The organism is Acidimicrobiales bacterium (assembly GCA_041394185.1).
Classification (GTDB): domain Bacteria; phylum Actinomycetota; class Acidimicrobiia; order Acidimicrobiales; family Poriferisodalaceae; genus JAAETH01.
The window spans coordinates 447135-468698 of the sequence record JAWKIQ010000001.1; the positions used below are offsets into that span (position 1 = coordinate 447135).

General features: G+C 65.5%; 23 protein-coding genes. 9 read left to right on the forward strand and 14 right to left on the reverse strand.

Annotated elements, in window-relative coordinates:
* Positions 1 to 23: 23 nt before the first annotated feature.
* Entirely contained in the window at positions 24 to 1217 is a 1194-nt protein-coding gene (locus R2770_02140; GenBank protein MEZ5279246.1) for an acyl-CoA dehydrogenase family protein, read from the reverse strand.
* A gap of 99 nt (positions 1218 to 1316) precedes the next feature.
* Between R2770_02140 and R2770_02145 the strand changes: the two genes are divergently transcribed.
* Entirely contained in the window at positions 1317 to 2393 is a 1077-nt protein-coding gene (locus R2770_02145) for a TauD/TfdA family dioxygenase (GenBank protein ID MEZ5279247.1), read from the forward strand.
* Here the strand turns inward: R2770_02145 and R2770_02150 are convergent.
* On the reverse strand, positions 2384 to 3244 hold the full coding sequence (locus tag R2770_02150; protein MEZ5279248.1) for a metallophosphoesterase: 861 nt from the start codon (positions 3242 to 3244) through the stop codon (positions 2384 to 2386). The genes R2770_02145 and R2770_02150 overlap by 10 nt on opposite strands.
* 44 nt (positions 3245 to 3288) lie before the next feature.
* Here R2770_02150 and R2770_02155 point away from each other — a divergent pair, with 44 nt between their 5' ends.
* Complete coding sequence (locus R2770_02155) at positions 3289 to 4026, forward strand: SDR family oxidoreductase (GenBank protein ID MEZ5279249.1); 738 nt, start codon at positions 3289 to 3291, stop codon at positions 4024 to 4026.
* Between the two features lie 111 nt (positions 4027 to 4137).
* Positions 4138 to 6387, forward strand: coding sequence for a catalase/peroxidase HPI (katG, locus tag R2770_02160; GenBank protein MEZ5279250.1), 2250 nt, complete (start codon positions 4138 to 4140; stop codon positions 6385 to 6387).
* A 25-nt stretch (positions 6388 to 6412) separates the two neighbouring features.
* Here the strand turns inward: katG and R2770_02165 are convergent, their stop codons facing one another.
* The 6 genes from R2770_02165 to R2770_02190 all read right to left on the reverse strand — a co-directional run bounded on the left by R2770_02165 (position 6413) and on the right by R2770_02190 (position 12158).
* Positions 6413 to 7405, reverse strand: a complete 993-nt coding sequence (locus R2770_02165) for an HTTM domain-containing protein (GenBank protein MEZ5279251.1) — start codon at positions 7403 to 7405, stop codon at positions 6413 to 6415.
* Positions 7406 to 7469: 64 nt separating this feature from the next.
* Complete coding sequence (locus R2770_02170; GenBank protein ID MEZ5279252.1) at positions 7470 to 8027, reverse strand: hypothetical protein; 558 nt, start codon at positions 8025 to 8027, stop codon at positions 7470 to 7472.
* Between the two features lie 109 nt (positions 8028 to 8136).
* Entirely contained in the window at positions 8137 to 9075 is a 939-nt protein-coding gene (locus R2770_02175) for an SDR family NAD(P)-dependent oxidoreductase (GenBank protein ID MEZ5279253.1), read from the reverse strand.
* 61 nt (positions 9076 to 9136) lie between these two features.
* Entirely contained in the window at positions 9137 to 10822 is a 1686-nt protein-coding gene (locus R2770_02180; GenBank protein ID MEZ5279254.1) for an FAD-dependent monooxygenase, read from the reverse strand.
* Positions 10806 to 11582 (reverse strand): SDR family oxidoreductase, encoded by a 777-nt coding sequence (locus R2770_02185; GenBank protein ID MEZ5279255.1) that lies wholly within the window; start codon positions 11580 to 11582, stop codon positions 10806 to 10808. The genes R2770_02180 and R2770_02185 overlap by 17 nt, the downstream gene beginning before the upstream one ends.
* 3 nt (positions 11583 to 11585) lie before the next feature.
* The gene (locus R2770_02190) at positions 11586 to 12158 is read right to left on the reverse strand and encodes a VOC family protein (GenBank protein ID MEZ5279256.1); all 573 of its coding nucleotides are present in this window, start codon (positions 12156 to 12158) and stop codon (positions 11586 to 11588) included.
* Between the two features lie 76 nt (positions 12159 to 12234).
* Here R2770_02190 and R2770_02195 point away from each other — a divergent pair, with 76 nt between their 5' ends.
* Positions 12235 to 12867, forward strand: a complete 633-nt coding sequence (locus R2770_02195; GenBank protein ID MEZ5279257.1) for a TetR/AcrR family transcriptional regulator — start codon at positions 12235 to 12237, stop codon at positions 12865 to 12867.
* Here the strand turns inward: R2770_02195 and R2770_02200 are convergent.
* Entirely contained in the window at positions 12864 to 14231 is a 1368-nt protein-coding gene (locus R2770_02200; protein MEZ5279258.1) for a class II fumarate hydratase, read from the reverse strand. The two genes, R2770_02195 and R2770_02200, sit on opposite strands and share 4 nt — an antisense overlap.
* Before the next feature lie 68 nt (positions 14232 to 14299).
* Here R2770_02200 and R2770_02205 point away from each other — a divergent pair, with 68 nt between their 5' ends.
* Positions 14300 to 15742: an NADH-ubiquinone oxidoreductase-F iron-sulfur binding region domain-containing protein gene (locus R2770_02205; protein MEZ5279259.1), complete on the forward strand. Its 1443-nt coding sequence runs from the start codon at positions 14300 to 14302 to the stop codon at positions 15740 to 15742.
* Here R2770_02205 and R2770_02210 read toward each other — a convergent pair.
* A complete protein-coding gene (locus tag R2770_02210) occupies positions 15739 to 16140 on the reverse strand; it encodes a PaaI family thioesterase (protein ID MEZ5279260.1) in 402 nt (133 codons plus the stop codon). The two genes, R2770_02205 and R2770_02210, sit on opposite strands and share 4 nt — an antisense overlap.
* 92 nt (positions 16141 to 16232) lie before the next feature.
* Here R2770_02210 and R2770_02215 point away from each other — a divergent pair, with 92 nt between their 5' ends.
* On the forward strand, positions 16233 to 16682 hold the full coding sequence (locus tag R2770_02215; protein ID MEZ5279261.1) for a universal stress protein: 450 nt from the start codon (positions 16233 to 16235) through the stop codon (positions 16680 to 16682).
* On the opposite strand, the gene R2770_02220 is transcribed toward R2770_02215, so the two are convergent.
* From R2770_02220 to R2770_02230, 3 genes are read right to left on the reverse strand one after another with little or no spacing between them, the layout of a single operon-like run.
* Positions 16660 to 17142 carry an ATP-binding protein gene (locus tag R2770_02220; protein MEZ5279262.1) on the reverse strand — a complete coding sequence of 161 codons (483 nt, stop codon included), beginning with the start codon at positions 17140 to 17142 and terminating at the stop codon, positions 16660 to 16662. The two genes, R2770_02215 and R2770_02220, sit on opposite strands and share 23 nt — an antisense overlap.
* 10 nt (positions 17143 to 17152) lie before the next feature.
* A complete protein-coding gene (locus R2770_02225; protein MEZ5279263.1) occupies positions 17153 to 17461 on the reverse strand; it encodes an STAS domain-containing protein in 309 nt (102 codons plus the stop codon).
* Between the two features lie 29 nt (positions 17462 to 17490).
* Entirely contained in the window at positions 17491 to 18516 is a 1026-nt protein-coding gene (locus tag R2770_02230; GenBank protein MEZ5279264.1) for a hypothetical protein, read from the reverse strand.
* Positions 18517 to 18620: 104 nt separating this feature from the next.
* Between R2770_02230 and R2770_02235 the strand changes: the two genes are divergently transcribed.
* The 3 genes from R2770_02235 (at position 18621) to R2770_02245 (ending at position 21116) form a co-directional block, all read left to right on the forward strand.
* On the forward strand, positions 18621 to 19898 hold the full coding sequence (locus R2770_02235; protein MEZ5279265.1) for a PP2C family protein-serine/threonine phosphatase: 1278 nt from the start codon (positions 18621 to 18623) through the stop codon (positions 19896 to 19898).
* Between the two features lie 79 nt (positions 19899 to 19977).
* Complete coding sequence (locus R2770_02240) at positions 19978 to 20361, forward strand: hypothetical protein (protein ID MEZ5279266.1); 384 nt, start codon at positions 19978 to 19980, stop codon at positions 20359 to 20361.
* Complete coding sequence (locus R2770_02245) at positions 20358 to 21116, forward strand: SigB/SigF/SigG family RNA polymerase sigma factor (GenBank protein ID MEZ5279267.1); 759 nt, start codon at positions 20358 to 20360, stop codon at positions 21114 to 21116. The genes R2770_02240 and R2770_02245 overlap by 4 nt, the downstream gene beginning before the upstream one ends.
* Before the next feature lie 42 nt (positions 21117 to 21158).
* On the opposite strand, the gene R2770_02250 is transcribed toward R2770_02245, so the two are convergent.
* Entirely contained in the window at positions 21159 to 21542 is a 384-nt protein-coding gene (locus tag R2770_02250; GenBank protein ID MEZ5279268.1) for a hypothetical protein, read from the reverse strand.
* Positions 21543 to 21564 lie beyond the last annotated feature (22 nt).

The following is a 21564-nucleotide window of genomic DNA, read 5'->3' on the forward strand; positions in this document are numbered from 1 at the left end:
ACCCACCCACGGCGCCGGCGATATCAGGTGGGAATCTGGGTCCAGGGGACGTCCTTGTCGACACGAACGTCACCGGGCAGGCCCAGCACCCTTTCGCCGAGGATGTTGCGCATGATGTCGGACGTACCACCCTCGATGGTGTTGGCCTGAGAACGCAGGAACCAGCTGCTGAGCGTCCAGTGGGCGCGGCCGCCTTCTTCGGCATCTCGGTTCAGCGGATAGCCGGGCTCGTGGATCATCGCGTCGACGCCCAGCAGATCCATGCAGGTGTTCCAGATGCGCTGATTGAGTTCGGCCGACGCCAGCTTGCCCACCGACCCCTCTGGGCCGGGGTTGCCCATCTTGGCGTTGGCGCGCGCCCGCAAAGTGGTGAGGCGGCCGACCTCGGCCTCGATCCACAGCCGGGCCACGCGATCTTGCATGGACCGGTGGGCCACAGGGTCGAGCGACCCGGCCCGTTCGGCCCACAGGTGGACGAGTTGGCTGATGTTGCCAGAACCCTTCGGTGCGGTGCTGCCGCCGAGGGCGACGCGCTCGTTCATGAGGGTGGTTGTGGCCACCCGCCAGCCGTCGCCGACATCGCCCAGCAGATTCGAGTGCGGCACGCGCACGTCGTCGAAGAAGACCTCGTTGAATTCGGCGCTGCCGGTGATCTGGTAGAGCGGCCTGATCTCGACCCCGGGCGAGTGCATGTCGAGGATGAAGTACGACAGTCCGCGGTGCTTGGGGACGTTGGGATCGGTCCGCACCAGCAGCATCCCGTAACGCGACACGTGGGCACCGCTGGTCCACACCTTCTGGCCATTGACGATCCACTCGTCGCCGTCGCGCACGGCACGGCTCGACAGGCCGGCCACGTCAGAGCCGTGCGACGGCTCGCTGAACATCTGGCACCAGATGTCCTCGCCGGTGAAGATGCGCTTCAGATACTTCTGGTGGTGTTCTTCCGAACCGTAGGTCAGCACGGTCGGCAGTCCCATGCCGATTCCGATGGTGTTGATCGAAAGGGGGTGGAAGTTGCGCCCGGCGTCGCGAATGGTGCGCTCGACGACCGTCTGCAGTGACGGCGACGCGTCGAGACCGCCCTTGCCCACCGGAAACTGCACCATCGCCAGGCCCGCGTCCCACAACGCTCCTCGAAACGTGACCTCGTCGGCGTCGATACCGACCTGATCGATGACTTCGCGGGTGAGCTGAGCGATCTGTTCTTCGGTCATCGCACCAAGCTAGATCGCGGCGAAGGCACCGACGCCATTTGAAAAGCCTCTCTCACACTGCCAAAATGCTTAGAGGGGCTAAACAAGGGGATGAAACCAATGACGATCACCGACTCTCCATCGGTTCCAATGCCAGAGGGCTTGGTTCAAGGGCCGGCCGCTTGGTACGGCCGAGACCTCGAGGCAGACGGTTCGTGGCTCGAACACCTCAGCGAAGACGAGATCTCCGAGATCCTCGCTGCCGTCGAATCGGTAAACCAGCGAGGCCTGGCCATGCTGGACATGACGGCGGCCGACTTTCCGCTGCCGACCTTGGCGGCCCGAATGCGCGGCCTCGCCCGCGAGCTCGACCAGGGCCGGGGTTTCTGGGTGCTGCGGGGCTTGCCCATCGACCAGATGACCGAGCGCGACGCGGCATTCGCCTATTGGGGCTTGGGTCTGCACATGGGCACGCCCGTGTCGCAGAACGCTCGTGGTCACCTGCTCGGCCACGTGATCGACGAGGGCGTCGACTTCAAGACCAACGCCGGGGCCAGGGGCTACCAGACCCGTCTGCGCCTCCCGTATCACACCGACAGCTCTGACGTTGTCGGCCTGCTGTGCCTGAACCCGGCCAAGTCGGGCGGGCTCAGCTCTGTTGCGTCGACCACATCGGCCTACAACGAGGTCGTCAAGCGGCGCCCCGATCTGGCTCACCTGTGGTTCGAGCAGTGGCACTTCGACCGGCGCAACGAGGAGCTGCCCGGCCAAGACCCATTCTTCTTGACCCGGCTGGCAACCTGGGACGGCAACAACCTGTCGATCCGTTATGTGCGCAGCTTCCTCGAGTCGGCGCAGCGCCACGAGGCGGTTCCCGCCCACACCGCTGACCAGAGCGCGTTCCTCGAACTGGTCGACGAGATCTCCAACGAAGAAGGCTTCGCGCTGAAGATGGACTTCAGGCCCGGCGACATCCAGTTCGTCTGCAACTACACGACGTTCCATTCGCGCACCGCCTACGAAGACCACGAAGATCCGGCCAAGAAGCGCCACCTGCTGCGTCTTTGGCTGACCCTGCACGAGGGCCGTCCGATCCCCGACGACTTTGGGCGCGGTGCTCAGGCTGGCAAGGCGGGTCGCGGCGGCATTGAGCCCGTGCCTGGCGTCGCCGAGGAGATGGCGGGCACCTACGCCTGACGGCGTCTAGCCAACTCGGCGAACGGCGGCAGCGGGGTCTCCCACGACCTCGCTGCGCCGCCTACACCGACGACCAACTCGATGGGGTCGTTGCCGTGGCTCGTCCACCTCAGCTGATGCGCCTCGAGTTCGATGGTTGCCCAGCTGGCACTGGCGCGGCCCTGCGTGGTGTAACTCTCGGTGAGGCTCTGAAGCGACACATACGGAACGCCGTCGATGCGCGACAGGTTGTTCCAGTGCACGTGTCCTGCAACGCAGGCGGCCACGTTGCCGGCGGCCGAGATGACCTCTTGCGCGGCTCTGGCGTTCGAGTAGCCGCCGTACTGCGGGTTGGCCTCGAAGTAGAAGTTGCCGCGCATGGAAGCCGAGTCGAGCGGTATGTGGGTGAACACGATGCTGGGTAGGTCGGTGGCGGCCAGATCCGACTGCAGCCAGGCGAGATCGTCTGGGGCGATGGTCGGTTCGTGTGCGCCAGACATCGACGGGTCGGCCTGCCAGAACACCAGATGCCAACCTGCCAGGTCGACCGAAGCCGATGCCATGGGGTGTGCGAGCAGCTCCTGGTTCTCGTCGACCGTCAGGTGAACGAGGTCGTGGTTGCCCATCAGGTGGGCCCGGGGTGCGGCGACGGCATCAAATGACCTGGCAACCGCGTCGAGCGCTGCGCGGTCGGCCTCTGGATCGGTGTCGGTGATGCGGTCGCCCAACTCGACGACCATGTCGGGTTCATAGTCGGCGACGAAGCCCGCGAAGCGATCGAGCAATTCGGGGGCCAGCGAACCCTTCTTGGTCAGAGATTCGCGGCCGCAGTGAATGTCGGTGACGAGAGCGAGTCGGAGGCAGTCTGGCATCGGCCCATCTTCGCGCGCCGACGACCCATGACTAGGGTTGGGCCATGTCACGCCGAGTCGCCCTCATCCACAACACCTCGTTCTATGTCGGGCCGCCGCTGGCCATGATCCTCGCCGAACGGGGCCACGATCTCGTTATCGGTGACCCACAAGAGGGCCTGGTCGACCAGCTCGAGCAGTTGGGCGCCAGCGTGGAGGTGGTCGAGGGCGTCGAGCGACTGTCCGATCCGGACAACATCGCCAAGCTGGTGGACGCGGGCCTGCGCCGCTTTGGGCGCATCGACGCTGCTACGGCGTTCACCGGAAGGGTGGTAACCGGGTCGTTCGAGACTTCGAGCGTGGACGATCTCGACTCGGCCTACGCCGGTTGTCTACAAGAGCCGTTCCACTTCCTGAAGGCGGTGGTGCCGGTGATGGCTGACCAACGCGACGGTCAGGTTCTGCTGCTGACCAGCGCAACCGGTGCCAGGCCGACCAAGAATGCGCCGCTGTATTCGGCGGTCAGGGCCGGAGCCAACATGCTGGTGCGAAACGTCGCCGCCGAGTACGCGTCGCGCAACGTTCAGGTAAACGCTCTGGGCACCAACTTCATGGACTTCCCCGAGTTCAGGCGGGCTTCGGGTGCAGACGACCCCGACGTGAGGGCCCGCATCGAGGCGGGCGTTCCGATGCGGCGTCTAGGGACAGTCGACGAGTGCGCCGCGCTGTGCGCTGCGTTCTTGGACGGCTCCAGCCGCTTCACCACCGGTCAGTTCGTCGGGTTCGCCGGCGGGTGGGTGTAGCAGCGGGCAACGTTGGCTCCAGATCTCATCGAAAGATGGATAAAATAGAAAGTTGGACTAAGTCTAAATCGTGGCTATCCTGATCTGACGTCGAGAGTTCAGGGAGTTCCGATGACCAACGAAGACCATTTCAGCCAAGACACGGGCGCCGTCGTCGCCGCCGAACAAGACAGCACAGCGGCTGCCAAGTGCCCCGTCCTGCACAGCTCGCACTCCGCCACGGGATCGATGGCCAACCAGCATTGGTGGCCCAACCAGCTCAACCTGCGTCCGTTGGGCAAGAACTCGCCACTGATCGATCCGATGGGCGACGAATTCGACTACTCGGCCGAGTTCGAGACTCTCGACCTGGCCGCCGTCAAGGCCGACATCGAAGCCGTGCTGACCGACTCGCAAGACTGGTGGCCCGCCGACTACGGCAACTACGGCCCGCTGTTCATCCGCATGGCGTGGCACAGCGCCGGCACCTACCGCATTCACGATGGCCGAGGCGGAGCCAACACCGGTACCCAGCGGTTCGCCCCGCTGAACAGTTGGCCAGACAACGCCAACCTCGACAAGGCCAGGCGCCTGCTGTGGCCAGTGAAGTCGAAGTACGGGCGCAAGATCTCGTGGGCCGACCTCATGATCCTGGCAGGCAACGTGGCCCTCGAGTCGATGGGGTTCGAGACCGCTGGCTTCGCCGGAGGCCGAGCCGACGTATGGGAGCCAGAGGAGGACATCTACTGGGGCCCCGAGGACGAGTGGCTGGCAGACGAGCGCTATAGCGGCGATCGCGAACTGGCAAACCCGCTCGGCGCGGTCCAGATGGGTCTCATCTACGTGAATCCCGAGGGTCCCAACGGCAACCCCGACCCGGTTGCCGCGGCGCGAGACATCCGCGAGACCTTCGCCCGCATGGCGATGAACGATGAAGAGACCGTTGCGCTGATCGCCGGTGGCCACTCGTTCGGCAAGGTGCATGGGGCAGCGAACGCCGACGAATATGTCGGACGCGAGCCTGAGGGTGCCGGCATCGAAGAGCAGGGCCTGGGTTGGAAGAACACCTTCGGCACCGGCAAGGGCTCAGACACCATTACCAGCGGGCTCGAGGGAGCCTGGACGCCAACGCCGACGCAGTGGGACAACAGCTTCTTCGAGGTGCTGTTTGGGTACGACTGGGAGCTCACCAAGAGCCCGGCAGGTGCTTGGCAATGGCGCCCGACCGACCGCTCGGCCGACGATACCGTGCCCGACGCCCACGATCCGCTTCGGCGGCACGCACCGATGATGCTCACCACAGACCTCGCTCTGCGGTTCGATCCCGACTACGAGAAGATCTCGAGGCGGTTCTTCGAGAACCCTGCCGAGTTCGCCGATGCGTTTGCCAAGGCTTGGTTCAAGCTCACGCACCGCGACATGGGTCCGGTGTCTCGATACCTCGGGCCCGAGGTGCCCGCCGAGCAGTTCATCTGGCAAGACCCGATTCCGGCGGTCGATCACGCACTGGTCGACGAAGCCGACATTGCAGAGCTGAAGGCCAGGGTGCTCGGCACAGGCTTGTCGGTCGGGGCGCTGGTGAGCGCCGCCTGGGCCTCGGCTTCGACATTTCGCGACAGCGACATGCGCGGCGGCGCCAACGGCGCGCGCGTCAGGCTTGCACCGCAGAACGGTTGGGAGGTCAACGATCCTCAGCAGCTGGCTTCGGTTCTTTCCGAGCTCGAGGCCATCAGGGCCGACTTCAACTCGGGACGCACCGACGGCAAGGCCGTGTCCATGGCCGACCTGATCGTCCTGGCCGGCGCGGCAGCCATCGAGAAGGCGGCCGCCGATGCCGGCCACGATGTGAAGGTGCCGTTCAACCCGGGCCGCACCGACGCGACGGCAGAACAAACAGATGCCGATTCGTTCGCGGTGCTGGAGCCCCGCGCCGATGGGTTCCGCAACTATCAGCGCCCGAGCGACAAGCGTCGCCCCGAGGAGATGCTGGTTGACCGGTCGAGCCTGCTGACCTTGACCGCACCCGAGATGACCGCGTTGGTGGGCGGTCTCAGGGTGTTGGGGGCCAACACGGGCCAATCGCTCCACGGCGTGTTCACCGACCGGCCAGGTCAGCTGACCAACGACTTCTTCGCCAACCTGCTCGACATGGGCGTCGAATGGAAGGCGTCGACAACCGAGCACGTGTTCGAGGGTCTCGATCGCGGTACTGGGCAGGTGCGTTGGACGGCCACTTCGGTCGATCTGGTGTTCGGCTCGAACTCGCAGCTGAGAGCGATCGCCGAGGTCTATGCCTCCGGAGACGCCGAGAGCAAGTTCGTCGACGACTTCGTAGCCGCGTGGACCAAGGTGATGGACCTCGACCGCTTCGAACTGCGCTGAGGCAGCCCTGGGTACGGCGGTGGTCCTAGGCCGAATGTGGCGCCGGCGTCGGGCGGGAACGAATCTGGCCGATCCCGAACCTGATCGCCGCAATGGTCGCCACACCCAGGACCGCCGTCGAAACCAGCAGGTCTCCTCGCTCGGACCATGCAAAGGCAAGCCTTGCCAACGGGTGGCCGGCGATGGCGGCGACGGCGGCAACGGCGGCGACCGCTACTGCGGCTACCCAGATCCGATGTCTCAGCTCTTGCCTGGGTGCCGGCCACGCTACGACAACCGCATAGACGGCAAGGTTCGCCATGAACGCAATGTTCAACACAAGCGCCACAGACATGTGGAACAACACGGCGAAGGCCACAACTCGGCGGGTCCACCGAACCGAGAAGATCGCCGGGATCCATGCCAGCTCGAACAACACAGTGGCCCAGTCGACAACCTCGTCGACCACGCCGATGTGGTTGTCGACCGCTTGCCGGGCCAAGAAGCCGTCGCCGCCCCTGGCGAACACATGATTGAGTTGGTGACCAAAGGTGGCTGAGTAGGTCGGGTCGAGCCATCCGCCGCGCATCTTGGCGATGGCAGCGGTCGCCATCGCTGAGGCCAACAACACCATCAGCAGGGACACGGCCCAGCCGCTGGACGTGTCGGCGCTTTCGTCTTCGTCGGAGTTGCGACTGTCGAAGGAGATCGCATTTCCCCAGCCCGAGAAGGCCATCGCCAGCGGCACCGCCCACATGAACGTGTTGTGGTCGATCTTGCCGAACGAGTACTCGATGCCGGCAAGGGTTGCCAACGCGCCTGCAGCGACCAGCGACGCCGCCTTGGTCTTGAATCCGGCTACGACGGCTACCAGTGCCAGCGCTGCCACCGTGGTCACGGCGAGGATCGCCCAGGCGGGCGGGGTCGATTCCAGGATCAGCATGGGGCCGAACGGTGGTTCGAACCAGCTTCCTGGCAAGTCGGAAACCCAGCCGGGCACCGGGAACAACAAGGTCAGGGCGTAGATGCCGTAGATCATCCGGATGATGGCCAGGCGGTCGGGGCAATCACCCAGGTGCGAAAGAAGAACCGATCGAGATCGCTCACGAACACACCTCGCAGATCACGACCAGTGTCGTCACGTTGCGCTCGATCACGTCCCCCGAGTCGGTGTCGGTGAGCGTTTCGTCGGTTATCACTTCGAGCCGCGACGGTGAGGCGCCGGTGGCCTCGGTCACGGCGTCGACCAGAACCGATTGTGTGTCGGCGGCGGTGCGGTAGTCGAGGGGTTGATTTCGCCTGAGAGGCGAGCCCGCGCCGACGGTGTCCCAGACGATCCGCGCCAGACCACCGCTGGGAGCTTCGAGCTTCGGACGCATGCGGTTGGCGACTATCTGTTGGATGCTCACCTCGACATCGGGGAACACCTCATCGAAGCCGATCTCTGCCACCTGGTCGGCATCTCCGAACGAGGCGAGCAGCTTGTACTCGCGCGCCGTGGTTACGCCGTCTTCGACCGGTGCGTCGTCGAAGCCGGGGAGCCTGCCGGTTGGGAAAGGTTCGGCTCCGTGACGGGCAAGGCCGTAGCTGCCGAACGAGAACAGAACAATCGCTATTGCTGCAAGCCGAATAGCGATCGCGCCTCGTCGGGATCCACCCATGGTGCAGATGGTACAACGGCACGATCGCGGCGGAGCCGTATAGGCGCGAGAGTCCCGGCCCGCTGGGGGCTGCGCCGAGCGCGGCGCCGACAGCACCCGATCGGCTGGCTCAAGCGAAGGTGTCGAGCCAGCCCACAAGCGCTTCGCGCTGCTTGTCGCTGCCTCCGGTTCCGGGAACGTACTGGGTCGATCGGGGGCGTCGGTCGAGCCAGAAGGTTCCGGGCTGGTGGTCGCCGCCGGTGGCGGCCAACCAGATCATCGTGTCGGCGCCTTCTTCGGCGTTGCGCAGGAGTGGCCCGGTGACCTTCTTGAAGCCTGGCAGAGAGGCCGCGACGCCGGGGGTGTCGACCCAGCCCGGGTGCATCGAGTGCATCACCACATCAGGAGCCCACTTCGGACCAAGGTGTGCAACCAACTCGACCTGCGCCCGCTTGGCGCGCGCATAGGCGACCGAACCGTTGTAGTTGCGCTCGGACATCTCGAGGCGCTCGAGGTCGAACTTCTGGGTGTACATGCCGCCGCTGGACATCCACACGACCCGTGCGCCGTCGGTGAGTCTGGGACGGAGCCGCGTGGTCAGCAGGTAGGGCCCGATGAGGTGTGAGGCCAGTGTCTGCTCTATGCCAGCGGAGTTGGTCTCGTAACGGTCCGTGAGGGCCCCGGCGTTGTGGCACAGCATCGATATCGGCGGACCTTCGCCAAGAGCGGCGACGGCCGCCTCGACCGATTCGAAGTCTCCGGTGTCGACCGCCAACGAACTGGCGTGGCCGGCATGACCTGCATCGTTTAGGTCGGCGGCTGCCGCGGCGGCCCGCTCGGGTGAGCGCGAGGTCACCACCACCTCGGCGCCCAGCGCCATCAGGCCCGCGGCAGCGGCGCGTCCGATTCCGCTTGAAGAGCCGGTTACCACGGCGCGTTGGCCGCTCAGGTCGACGTGTACAGGTGCGTGGTCGAACAGCGCGCCCCTGGCCCGGCTGCCTATCTTCGTGAAGCTGCCGACCACGGTGGCTTCAAGGGCTGTGTCGGCGATCTGGCGTAGCGAGAGCATTTGTCTGTTCTATCCGCCACCGCGAGCTCTGAAACCCGGCGGCGATCGGATGCCAGCGTGTCTAACGGTGAAACACCGCACTCAACGCGTCGTCGAACGTGTGGGCCGATGGGGCCATGCCCGTATGGCTGCGCCAGGCGATGTGCTGGTCTGGGCGCACCAGCAGTGCAGACTCGGCCGGCAGGCAGCACAGGTGGCGCCACTCTTCGAGCGGCTCGGTGTCGATCCCGACCCGGCAATGAGCCATCGGGATACCCGCCGCCCGGGCGCTGCCTACATGTCGGATCCATCGGTCGTGGCTGTCGGTAGGGCCGAAGCTGATCAGGGTCGGTCCGTCGTACCCCACCAGGTCCAGGGTCGATCGACCGTCGACGAGCCACCAGTGAGGCAGCCGGCTGCCGACCACGGCCGTTGGGTCGAAGGGTGTGGGGTCGACGATGGGCTCGGGCGATGGGCCGTCCCGCAACAACGACCCTTCGCCGTAGGTGTAGCCAAGCTGCAGGCCAAGCATGTCGAAGTGGGTCGACTGGGCGTCGACAGCAGCGGCGATTTGCTCGGCCGAGGCAGGGTCGTCGAGCGCTCTGTGAAGGGTCTGCGTTGTCGGGTCGGTGGTCAGACCCAGAGCCTCGCCCAGCAGCACCATCTTCATGGCGTTCTCGGTGCTCTGCCTGCAGTTCTGGTGGGCGATCGGCAACCGCTCGGTCTGGAAGTCGTCCAGCAGGCTCGGCTCCGCCCAGCCCTCGGCGATGGCGGCCAGGCGCCACACCAGGTTGTGGGCGTCGGCCACACCGGTGTTGAGGCCCATACCTCCGGTAGGGGGGAACCTGTGGGCAGCGTCTCCGACCAGGAAGACGCGGTCTGCGGCCATCCGCTCGGCCACCTGTGCGCTCATGTTCCAGGGGCCAGAACCGATGATGTCGACGTCTGGTGCACCGTCGGCCATGGCCTGTCGGACCAACTCGCGGCAGCGATCGGCTGTGAAGTCTGCCGGAGCGTCCTTCGACGGGTCATAGGCGCTCATGAACACCCACTCTGACCTGATGTCGTGGGCGACGAAGGTGCCGCGGGCGGCAGGGTCCAGAACGAAGTGCAGCACGCCCGGATTGTCGGCCAGCAGGCCGCTGAGGTCGGCGGTGAAGTGGATGGCCATGTAGCTCTGCAGCGAGGCTGGGCCAAGCATCTCGATGCCCAGGGCCTTGCGCACGCGGCTGGAGGCCCCGTCGGCAGCGATGAGCCGGTCGCTGCGAATGGTGCGCTCGTTGCCGTGCGCGTCGGCCACGGTCGAGGTGACACCGTCGTCGTCCTGGGTGAGTTCGAGCCAGGTGGTTCCGTAGCGAAGATCGACCAGAGCGTGGTCGTCGGCGGCAGCTGCCAGCAGCGGCTCGAGGTGGTGCTGAGAGATATTGCGCAACGGAGTGGGGGTGTGGCACAGGCTCTCGTCGCCCTGGCGTTCGAAGGGCAGCCGGCCGACGACCCGTTCGCCCAGGCGGGTGACGAAGTTGACGTGGCCGGCATCGGCGGGGTCTTGGGCCAGCGCTGTGACGGTCTCCATGTCGAGACCCATCTGGCGGAAGATCTCGAGGGTCCGGCCGTTTATGACATGGGCCGCGGGTTGGGTCTGGAACCCCTTGCGCCGCTCCACAACCACACTTCGCAGACCGCGCCGCGCCAACAGAAGAGCTGTGGCCAGGCCCACGGGTCCGGCGCCGACGATGAGATGGTCTGTCGCTTCAGATGAGCCCGTCATAACTGCCCCCGTCGAGTTGCAGGTTCTGGCCCGATATGTAGCCCGCCTGGGCGCTGCACAAGAACGCGCACGCGTCGCCGACCTCGGAAGGTAGGCCCAGCCGGCGGGCCGCGATGGTCGATCGCATGTGTTCGTAGGCCTGCTCGACGGTGATGCCGGCTCGCTCGGCGTGGCGCGACGCCATCTGCTGCTGGCGAGCGGTGTTGATTCGTTCGGGCAAGATGTTGTTGATCGTGACGTTGTGGCGGGCCACATCACGCGACAGCGATTTGGACACCGATGTCAGCCCGGCACGGGCTCCCGTCGACAAGCCCATGGCCGAGACCGGCGTCTTCACCATGGCCGACGTGATGTTGACGATGCGCCCGAACCCTCGTTGGCACATGCCGTCGAGCACGGATCGGATCATCGCAAGGGGAGCGAGCATGTTGGCGTCGAGGGCGGACAGCCATTCCTCGCGTTCCCAATCGGCGAATCGGCCCGGGGGAGGGCCCCCGTTGTTGTTGATCAGGATGTCGGGCTCTGGGCAGGCGGCCAGCAGTGCATCACGAGTCGACTCGTGGGTGATGTCTCCCACCACGTACTCGACTATGGCCCCCGTGTCGGCAAGGGTCTTGGCGGCGGCCTCGAGTTGCTGGGCATCGCGGCCGTTGATGATGACGTTCACACCCTCGCGGGCCAGCGATTCGGCACACGCGTAGCCCAGCCCTCGGCTCGACGCACAGACGATGGCCCGTCGGCCCGATATTCCAAGGTCCATCGGTCAGCCCTGGCCGGCGTCTGAAAGCTTGGCGGCGAAGTCGGCCTTCCACCGGTCGAAGGGTTGGAACTCGGGTTGGTCCTGCAGCTGGTCGCGGGTCCACAGCTCGATCGCCTCGTTCGATTGACCGAGGTCGAGGCTTTCGCCGTAGGGCTGGGCGACGTGAAAGGGCGTGTCGACGAAGCACTCGAGGCCGTTGCCCTCGGGGTCGTTGAAGTAGACCGACCAGGCGTTGCCGTGGGAGATGGGGATTGTGTTGTCGACGCCGGCATCGGCCAGGCGGGTGGCGATCGAGCGCAGATCGTCGAGCGTCTCGACGCGGAAGGCGAGATGGTCGGCCAGTACGAACTGGTGTTGTGATGATTCAGAGCCACCCACCAGGACGATCTGGTGATGAGCGGTGGGGTCCTGGCTCAAGAACGCCATGTCGGGTGCGCCAGGCATTGGGGCGCCCCGATTGGTGACGTGAAATCCCAAGACGTCGCAGTAGAAGGCGACCATGCGGTCGACGTCCTGGACCGCCACCGTTGCGTGGCCCAGCGTCAGCCGCGGCCTGGATGTGTTGTCGTCGGACATGGATATCCCCCTCGGAGTCAGACTGGGAGTCTTCCCAATATTGACATCATTGTCAAATTGAGTGACCATCGTGTCGATGAGCCAGTCGACCCAAAACCCCACGCGGGGGCACAAGAAGAAGGCGCGCACGAGGCGCCAGTTGCTCGATGCGGCGATGGCGGTTGCAGCCAAGCGGGGCGAGGCGTTCACGATCTCAGAGGTCGCCGAGCATGCCGGGGTGTCCAACGGCACCTTCTACAACTACTTCGCCGATCGCGAGGTGCTCGTGAGCGCTTTGGCAGTCGACATCGCCGAACGTTTCACGGCCGCCGGGGCCGAGGCCTACGCCGACGATGAGCCGGTGGTGCGCTTCGCCACCCTGTCGATGCTGGCCCTGGTGCAAGCCCGCACGGCCCCCGAGGTGTTCGGCGCGATGTCCAGGCTCGATGTGCTGCGTGATGCGTCGCTGGACAAGGGGCCGCTGCGCTTCTTGGTAGAAGACCTGCGCTCGGGAGCCGAGGCCGGACGGCTATCGCTGGCTTCGGTCGATGCCGCCGTCGACCTTGTGGTGGGCTCGCTGCTGATGGCATCCAGGCGCATCGCCGAAACCGGCGACGATCCGAACCATCGCCGAGCGGTGATCTCGCACGTGTTGATGGCGTTGGGTCTGCCCGGCGCCGAGGCGGCGGCGATCACCGAGATCGCAGATCAGCGGGTGGGACGCGTCTAGGCGTCGCGGTGCTGTGCGGTCAGGTGGTCCTGGGTGCCTCGCGCCATAGCTTCCACCGACAGAAGCTCTGCGGCCCGCTCGCGCGACATCAGACCGGTTTCGACGACCTCGTCGACCAGTGAACGTCCGGACGCCAGCGAGCTCTTCACCACCGAAGCGGCTCGGTCGTAGCCGATCTCGAGATTGAGGGCCGTGGCAACGGCGGGCGACAACTCGGCCAACCTCTTGCAACGTTCGCTGTCGGCCCGCAATCCGACGATGGTCTTTTCGGTAAGCGAGGTGCACGACCCGGCCAGAAGATCCACCGACTCGAGCAGGTTTCGAGCCATCACGGGCAGGTACACGTTCAATTCCAGCTCGCCGCGCGACCCTGCGAATGCGATGGCCGTGTCGTTGCCCACCACCTGTGCGCACACCTGTATGACCACCTCGCATATGACCGGATTGGTCTTGCCCGGCATTATCGACGAGCCGGGCTGTAGCTCGGTGAGGGTCAACTCGCCCAATCCGGTGCGGGGGCCGCTGGCCATCAGCCTGATGTCGTTGGCGATCTTGAACATCGCCAGGGCGGCTCCGCGAAGCTGCGCCGAGGCCTCGACGAGGGCATCCTGGCCGCCCTGGACTGCAAAGTGGTGCAGCGGGGGCTGCCACCGAACCCCCGTGCGTTCCGTCAAGAGCTCACGAACCATGGCCGCATGCCCTGGGGGAGTGTTGAGACCGTTGCCGGTTGCGGTTCCGCCAAGCGGCAGGCGCACCAGACGGGTTTGGGCAGAGGCGATGCGCTCGATCGACTCGCGGATCTGGGCGGCGTAACCGCCGAACTCGTCGCCGAGCATCACAGGGGTGGCATCCATTAGATGGGTGCGACCGGGCTTGACGACGTCGCCGAACTCTACGGCCTTGTCGGCCAGGGCATCGGCGAGTTGCCCGAGCGCTGGTAGCAGCTGGTCGCGTATGGCCAGCGACACGGCTACACGTATCGCGGTAGGAAAGGTGTCGTTGGTCGATTGCGACATGTTCACGTGATCGTTCGGGTGCACGGCCAACCCCGAAACCGACGAAGCGATGGAAGCCAGGACCTCGTTGACGTTCATGTTGGTCGAGGTGCCCGACCCCGTCTGGAAGACGTCGACGGGGAATTGATCGCGGTGCTTGCCAGTGGCGACCTCTTCGGCGGCGCCTACGATCGCTGCTGCGATCTCGCGATCGAGACGGCCCACGTCGGCGTGCGAATTCGCGATGGCACAACATGCCTTGATGTGGGCCAGGGCCTCGATGATGCGGTGGTCGACCGTTTCGCCAGAAACGTCGAAGTTGGCGATGGCCGCCTGGGTGTTGGAGCCATAGAGCCGAACGTCATTCATGTTCGCCGTCCCTTCGTTGGTTGAGTGCGACGGTTTGACGACGTGGTTTCCAGGGTAGGAGCCCACCCATGAGAAACGAGCTTCAAAATCGCGTGCTCATGCCCACCGAGGTCCGCGACCTGACGGCACACCTGAGCGCCGGAGGCGCCAGGGGCTGGGCTACGGCTTCCACCTGGTCGTCCGAGCAGCTGCTCGAGATGATCCATGACTCCGGGCTGCGCGGCCGGGGCGGCGCCGGCTTTCCGACCGCCACCAAGTGGCGCACCACCGCCGAGCACTCAGCGTCGGCAGCCAGACCGCCGACGCTGGTGGTGAACGCCGCCGAGGGTGAACCTGGTTCTTTCAAGGACCGGCTGCTGATCAGACGCAACCCATACAAGGTGTTGGAGGGAGCCCTGATTGCGGCCCGAGCGGTCGGTGCGGGTCGCGTTGTCGTGGCAACAAAGGCCAAGTTCGAAACCGAGGTCGAGCGTCTGCAACAAGCAATCGGCGACATCGAGGCCAGCTCGGCCTTCGCTGACGCGCCCTCCGTCGAGTTGGTGCTGGGGCCCGATCGCTATCTCTTTGGTGAAGAAACGGCTCTGCTGGAGGTGGTCGCCGGCCGCCCGCCGTTCCCGCGCGTGAGTCCGCCCTGGCGCCATGGGACCGACCTCGAAGGTGATGATCGCTCGACTGCCGAAGTCGAGATGGCAACGGTCGACGGTGCGACGGACATACCGCCGACTGTGGTCAACAATGTCGAGACGCTGGCACACGTCGCCGACATCGCCCGGTTCGGTTCGGCCTGGTTCCGCGAGCGGGGCACCAAGGACCAGCCGGGCACGATGTTGTGCACCATCACCGGGCCACTTGACCAGCACGGCGTGGTAGAGGTGCCAGTTGGTTCAACCACAAACCAGGTTCTGTCCGAAGCCGGCGTGTCGGCCACTTCGCCCCTGCTGGCGATGATGCCGGGCGTTTCGCACCCCCTCGTGCCGGCCGACCGGTTCGATACCCCTCTCGGATATGGGTCCGGCGACGAATCGATCCATGTGGGCTCGGGTGCACTGCGGTTCTTCTCCAGCGAACAAGACCCGGTCGCAGTTGCTGCCGGGGTGGCCCGATTCCTGGCCGTCGAGTCGTGTGGTCAGTGCACACCTTGCAAAGCAGACGGTCTCGAACTAGCCGACATGATGTCGGTGCTGATGGGCGAGGGCGCGGTTCACGACGAGCTGCTCGAACAGTTTCTCACGCGGACCGAGACCGTTGTCGAGGGTGCCCGCTGTGCGCTGGCGTCCCAGCAGGGCGACATCGCAGGCGCGCTCATCACAGACTTCTCCGAGGCGATACTGGCCCAGGCCGCCGGCACCGCCCCTGCCGTAGAAGCGGTGCCCACGGTTCCGCTGGTGGACATTGAAGGCGGACGGGCGCGCTACGAGCGGGCCCACCTCGAAGTAAACCCCGACTGGACCGAAGGTCAGGCGTGGGAAGGTGCCTACCCGGCCCAGTTGCACTCGGGTCCCCAGGGTTAGTCCTGGGTCTGGTCGGTTGTTTCGGGAAGGTTCTGTATGCGGACCTGCCCGCGGGCCAGCAATCGTTGCTGGCCGTCCACTATCTCGACCAACCACAGCTGCTGAAGACGCCCTCTGTGGATGGGGGTGGCCGTTGCGGTCGCCCTGCCATCACCGATGGCTCTCAAGAAGTCGGTGTGGTTCGAGACGCCGACGACCTTGCCCTTGTCGCCGTACCAGGTCGCAGCGGCGACACTGGCCGCGGTCTCCACCAGGGCGCACCACACGCCGCCGTGCACTATTCCGTACGGCTGGTGGTGCTTGGGTTGCACATCGACGGTCAGCACGACCCGATCTGCGGTGACCTCTTCGAACTCGATGCCCAGAGCATCGTTGAATCCGCTGGACGGGACCTGCATCAGAACCTCCGTTTCGAGCAGCGAGCTTACGACGGCCGCTCTGGGCGAACGCCACGAGTTTGGGGCGCAGCGAGGCCGGGTAACGACAACCCATGAAAGCATTGGTTGCGATTGATGAAACCGAGGCCTCGTGGGACGCGGCCGTATTCGCCGGGGAGTTGTTCGGCGAGGACGACGAAGTGACGTTGGTGAACGTCTACGTACCCGTTGCCCAGGCGATGGCCGGAGCCGGCGGGCTCGTCGGCTTCCCGACGGTGGGTCTGAACCCCTACCTGAGCGATGTCGGCAAGAACGTCGAGCAGATCAAGAGCCGCCTTCGCCCCGCCGCCCAGGCGGCTGGGGCTGACGACATCGTGGTCGAGGAGGGCAGCGTGGTCGACGGCCTGTGCCAGGCCGCCGAAGAACTCGATGCCGATCTGTTGGTCGTGGGCAATCGGGATAGGGGCTGGTTGATGGGGCTTCTCAGCCCGTCGGTGAGCTCGCGCCTGGTGTCGTCGGCTCCCTGCCCAGTGTTGGTGGTCAGGCCCCGGGATCCTCGTTGAGGTCGTGCTGATCCACGATGGCGTGGTCGTCGACGGTGGCGAACTCGGCTGTGATGCTGATCTCGTCGTCCACCGTCGCGACCGCGACCCGGTCGGCAAGGGCGGCAACGATGCCCAGGCCGCGCCCGCGCTCGGCCGACGGATCGGCAGGAGCCCAATTTGAAGTGTCGGGAATCGCCGGTCCGGAGTTCAGGTTGGTCACCGTGAGCCGCAGCGCTTCGTCATTACGCCACGCGAGCGACACGCGAACGTTGTCCTGATCGGTTGGGGACGCCTCTACGGCGTTGGTGACCAGCTCGCTGACGACCAGGGCAACCCGCTCTCGGCCGTCGTCGCTGACGCCGCCGAGCGAATCGAGCCACAACATCACGTCCGCGCGGGCCACCGCCACCGAGGACGATTTTGGTGGATACGTGAGCACCCGGGGGTGGCTCGAGCCGCTGGCGGGGTGCGGGTTCATGTGACGCCGCCTAGCCCTCTACGTTGAGGTGGCCTTCGAGCGAAGTGATCTCGAACAACCGACGCACCGAAGCGCTCGGCTTGGTCAGAACCAGCCGCTTGCCCGCCGTGTCCAGGCGTCGATGCGCCACGACGATGGCCCTCAGCCCAGAGCTGTCGATGAACTCGATGTTGCTGAGGTCCAGGACGACGTCCTCGTCGGCCCCGAGCTCGTCGAGTTTGTCCGACAGGATCGACACAGAGTGCAGATCGACCACGCCGGAAGCTACGAGCAGCCTGGGCTGGGTCTCGTTTACGTCGAGTTCGGATGTAGCGGCCATCGAGAAACGAGCCTACCGCCCGAGCCACGTCAGGCGCTCCTGCGGTTACCACCAGAAGAAAACGATGGATCACGCACCAGCACACCGATGTCTTCGGCGGGTCCTCGGTCGCCGGTGCTGGGGATCACTCTGATCTCCATTCCGGCGAGCAGCGCTGTGCGAATGGCCAGGTCGACCATACGAGCGTTGTTCGGGCAAGAGTCCAACTCGATCGCTGACACGTCGAAGGCGCCGGGCCCGAAGAAGGCCCGCCTGGTGTCATCTGGGTCGTCGTGCACGATAAGCAGGTCGCCACGGCCGGCGGCGAGGAACTGGAACGTCTGCTCTACCCCTTCTGCAGCCGCACCGTGTTCGAGCAAGAAGCGGAACTCGCGCAGTGCCGAAACCGTGCGGCGGGCCACAGAGTCGGCGACATGGCGCACCACGGCATCTGCAAATGTCGAGTTCTCGTTGCCTGCGTCGTCGTCGATGGCAACGACCTCGCAGCCAGCCGGCACCGTGCCGCGAACGTTGGGCAACAGCTTGTCGACGGCTTCGGGCCGACCGCCCATCGCGATCAGCTCGACCTCGCAATCTCGCGCCAGGCGGCCGATGCGTCGCGCCGCCTCGTGTTCATCTGTGCCTGCCGGCCTCACCGCGGGCTCCTGGTCAGGGATGAACTCGACCACCTCGAACCCGGCGTCGCCGGCCACCACCGTCAGATGGGGGACCCGCCACTGCTCCCACTCGAACAGCGGTGCCGCGTAGGGCAGCGAGTCGAGGAACCACCAGTCGTGGGCTGGACCCTCGTGGGAGGTGAACGAGATAGTGGTGCCGTCATCGGCCGCGATGATCGCCTGTCCGCCGACGTCGCCGTAAACGGGAAGCGCCAGACGAGCAGTCAGTGCGTCGACAGCCTGGCGGCTGGCGCCGCGGGCCAGCAGCTGCTGGATCTGGCTGTCGCGATGCTCGATGTTCTCGTCGTCACCCCTGATGACGAAGGCGCTTATGTATGGGCCCGGGTGACCGTACAGAGACAGAAGTGATTGGTCGGGTTCTGCAACTCTTCTCGACATTTCTTTACTCCCAGTAGTCGGCTAGACCGGGGCCTACCCGATCGAGCCGGTACCAAACCATGCTTGCTGCGTGGAAGTCAGCGCGGCGAGATAGCGTCTCGTGGGTGACCATCGAGGACGCGGGATCGCCCGCAGGACACGCTGAGCCGAGCCCGCCGAGCGGGCGGCAGGCGGGCGTGTCGGGAGCCGGTCAGCTCAGGCCCAGGGCCGATTCGCTGCTGGCATTCGCTCGGGCGCTGGCTGCGGCGTCCACCTTCGATTCGGTAGCCCAGTCGATCGCCGCTCACTCGGTGAGGGTTGTGCAAGCCGATCGTTGCCGCGTGATCTACCGCTGCGCCGACGAGGCCGGCGTCGGGCTCGAAGGGTGGGTTTCAGATCGTTCAGGCGAGGCGACCAGCACCGTCTTCGCCAACGGGCTGGGTCGGTCGTCGGCTATAGCAACCGCTCTGCGAGAGCGCCGGCCGGTGGTGGCCGACGGGCCAACCACCGACGGTGGCTCGCCAAGCCAAGATGAGCCGACCACGCTGGTTGCGATGCCCCTAGGCGGGCCCAGGCGCGCCGCTCTCGAGGTGTCCTGGAACGGGCGCAATCGAGTCGAGCGCACCACGCTCGACGACCTCGAGTTCCTGGCCGAACTGGGTCGCCAGGCGCTCGATCGCTCGTATCTGTTCGACCGCCAGCGTCTGGTCGCTCACGAGCTGCAGAGCTCGATGCTGCCTCAAGGGTTTCCCGACTTCGATGGCGTCGATATGGCGGCGCACTATTCGCCTTCGGCCGTCGACATCGAGGTCGGCGGCGACTGGTATGACGCGGGAGTTCTGGGCGATGGGCGGCTTGTCATGGCCGTCGGCGATGTCGTCGGCCGTGGCCTGGGGGCAGCCTCGACCATGGGTCGGCTTCGCCACGCCTTTGCAGCCCTGCTGGCCAACACCCACAGGGTCGAGGCGCTGACCGAACGCCTCGAGAAAGCTGCCTTCGGCATCGAGGGTGCATTCATGGCCACGTCGATCTTCGCGGCCCTCGACCGCGCCACCGGCGAACTGGCGTTGTTGTCGGCAGGCCACGTGCCGCCCATCATCCGCCGCAGCGATGGCTCGACGGCCGTCGCCGAGGTTCGGGGTCTGCCGCTTTGTGTGGTGGCCGACTCGTACCGCGAAGTCGGGCGGGAACGCCTCGAGGTCGGTGACGCGCTGCTGCTCTACACGGATGGTCTGGTCGAGGGCAACGGCGAAGATCTCGACGACAACCTCGCACGCCTCGCCAGGTCGTTGTCAGGCACCGTAGGCCTCAGTGCGCAACGGATCTGCGACCATGTTCTTCAACAGATGGGCGCCGATGCCAACATCGACGACATCGCCTTGATGTGTTTGGTCCGGACCTGATGGCCCAGGTTTGGCTCACCGTCGAACTGGGAAACCAAACACCGACCGCCGACCGCCCCACGACAGGAGCCACCCTCTCATGACCGAGGCCGCCATAACGATGCGGATTCCCGCCCAGACGAGGTTCGTCGGAGTGGCCAGGGTCACCGCTGCCAGCCTGGCTGCCGATCTCGGCTTCTCGGTCGACGGCATCGACGACGTGGTGGCCGGGGTGAACGAGTTGGTAGCGATGCTGATCGAGTGGGCTGAGGACAATGGCTGTCAAACGATGGCTCTGCAGTTCACGCTGACCGATGACGAGCTGAGGGCCGACGTACACGTCGAGGACGCAGATCGGGTTCCAGCTAGCCCCGAGCCCGACATCCTCGACGACCTCGCGCGCCGTATTCTCGACCGCGTTGTCGACGAGTACCACATAGACGGCCCCAGCGGCTGGGTTCGCAGAGGCCTCCAGACCCCGTGAGTTCGCGTCCGGACCAGGGTGAGATAGACGCCCTCTTCGAGCGTTACCGCCAGACGCGCCGCCGCCGCGACCGTAACGCTTTGGTCGAGGCTCACATCGGATTCGCAAACCATCTGGCCAGGCGATATTCAAACCGAGGGCTCGAGCGCCAAGACCTGGAGCAAGTGGCCCTGCTGGCGTTGGTCAAGGCGGTCGACCGATTCGATCCTGGTGTTGGAGCGGCCTTCACGACCTTCGCCGGGCGCACTATCGAGGGCGAACTCAAGCGCCATTTTCGAGACGCAGCTTGGGCGGTTCGGGTTCCGCGTTCGATGAAGGAGTTGCATCTGTTGGTCCGTTCGACCATCGAGCGCCTCACCAAGGACCTCTCCCGCTCGCCCTCGGTTTCAGAGGTTGCCGAGGCGCTCGACCTGGATGTGGATCAGGTGGTGGGAGCGCTGGGTGCGGGCAATGCGTTCTCGACCAGCTCGCTCGAGGGTGGCTCGTCTGTGGAAGGAGACGACCTCATCGATCGTTCGGCGCGGATTGCCGAGGTCGATGAGCAGGTCGAGGCCACCCCGTCGCGGGTTCTGGTCGAGCGGCTGCTCGATTCGCTGCCCGAGCGCGAGCGCGACATCGTGCGCTTGCGCTTCTACGACGAACTCACCCAGACCGAGATCGCGGACCGTGTTGGGGTCAGTCAGATGCATGTATCTCGGCTGCTGCGCCGGTCGATGGCGCTGATGCGCGAGGAGGCCGCCGGCGGTGACTCCTGACGCGTCTTCCGGCGACTGATCCAGAGTCAGTCGGCAGTCTCGTCAGTCGGCAGTCTCGAGAGCTGTCGCCCCGCTGAGATCGAGCCGTTCCAGGACGTCGGCGTCCTCGGGGCTCGCATTGGGCCCGTATCCCAGCACCAGGTTCGATTTGGTGGCGCAGCGTGGGCAGCGACCGGCGATGAGGATCAACATGTCGGCGACGTCGCTGGCGCCTTCGAGCCGATGCTCGAAGATGGCCTCGTACTGTGAGGCCGAGTACTCGGCGCTGCAGGTCGAGCACGCGACCCTGCCGTTGCTGAGCGACCGCATCGACCCGTCGAAGCCTGCTTCTCGAGCAGCTTGGGTGGCTCCGATGAGTGTGTCGGCGCCGGTGGCGTAATCGCCGAGCGTGTTTGAAGATCGTTTGTCTTTTTGTCTGTTGGCCATGGGCCTGACCTACCCGCACCGC